The sequence below is a fragment of the Oleiphilus sp. HI0079 genome (genome assembly GCF_001635105.1).
Map to the genome: position 1 here is coordinate 1 of NZ_LWFT01000802.1, position 1,204 is coordinate 1,204.

The 1,204-nt window shown below is 49.8% G+C and carries 2 protein-coding genes; both read right to left on the reverse strand.

The annotated features are described in order from the left end of the window. Nucleotides 1-333 (reverse strand): DUF2489 domain-containing protein (locus tag A3750_RS14965; RefSeq protein ID WP_068548404.1); only part of this gene is annotated, 333 nt, incomplete at its 3' end. Between the two features lie 31 nt (nt 334-364). Then, a partial coding sequence (locus tag A3750_RS14970) for an acyl-CoA dehydrogenase family protein (RefSeq protein ID WP_255374884.1) occupies nt 365-1,204 on the reverse strand: 840 nt, incomplete at its 5' end.

The window sequence follows — 1,204 nt, forward strand, 5'->3', positions numbered from 1 at the left end:
CTTTTCAAAGCGAGGCATTGACTCGAGGCGTTCATATACCTCGTTAAAGACACCAAGAACCTCATCATGGTGCAGACGGGCATCCAAATGATCCAAAAGAATCTTGACCCTCATGCATCCTTCAGAAATCTCAACCTGCTCGTCAAGCATAGAGGAACAAAGAATACGTATGCTTTCGCGAAGTTTGTCCTGATTAATCTTTGCCTTGGACCTTGCTTCAATAACCGCTTCTTTGTGAGCATCAAGAAAACGAACCTGACGTGCGATCTTTATTGATAACGCAATACAAATCAATGCTCCTAATATTGAGAAAAACCAAAGCAATGTTGTCATTTCCACACCTCGCTCCTTGCCAAATCGCTAGTTAGTTTTTGGGTGTTGCCCGTTCAATAAGATATGCGCAGTCGATATTTTGAGGTAAACCGCCGTACAGTAGACCAGACGTAGTTCCTCCAAGACGCGCTTTACAAAATGCATCTGCAACCACACGATCGCCGAACTGAATTAAGCAAGAAGCCTGTAAACTCAAAGCGATCTTTTCAATCAACGAGCGCGAGATATATTGCACCTCATCTGGTTGCAAGGCGTGAACGCCCTCAAGCGCTGAGAACAGCTCAGCGCTATATTGATCAAACTCAGCTACCACACCTTTCGCACTACTCAACTCGCGAAGTAGGGCGTCGACACTTTCGGGTGCGCGCTGCATGGCTCGTATCATGTCTAAGCATTGTACGTTGCCACTGCCCTCCCAGATTGCGTTAACCGGCGATTCTCTGAAGAGTCGAGGCATGATTGTGTCTTCCATGACGCCCATACCTCCGATACACTCCATGGCCTCGTACGCGTGCCCGGGGGTCCGTTTGCATATCCAATATTTGCCAACCGCCGTACCGATCCGCATTAATGCAGCTTCATCTTGAGCCTCATCCATACGATCAAGGGCGCGCGCCATGCGCAACGTGAGCGCCAAAGCCGCCTCGCTTTCAAGAATCAAATCTGCAAGAACGTTCTGCATGAGAGGTTGCTTGTTCAACAAGGCACCAAAGGCTGCTCTAGAAGCGCAATGGTGGGTTGCCTGCGCAACCGCTTGCCGCATTCCCGCGCTCGATCCTATCATGCAGTCAAAGCGCGTCATGGCTACCATATCGAGGATTGTCGCGACGCCTTTACCCTCCTGCCCGAGTAACCATCCTTGCGCACCGCG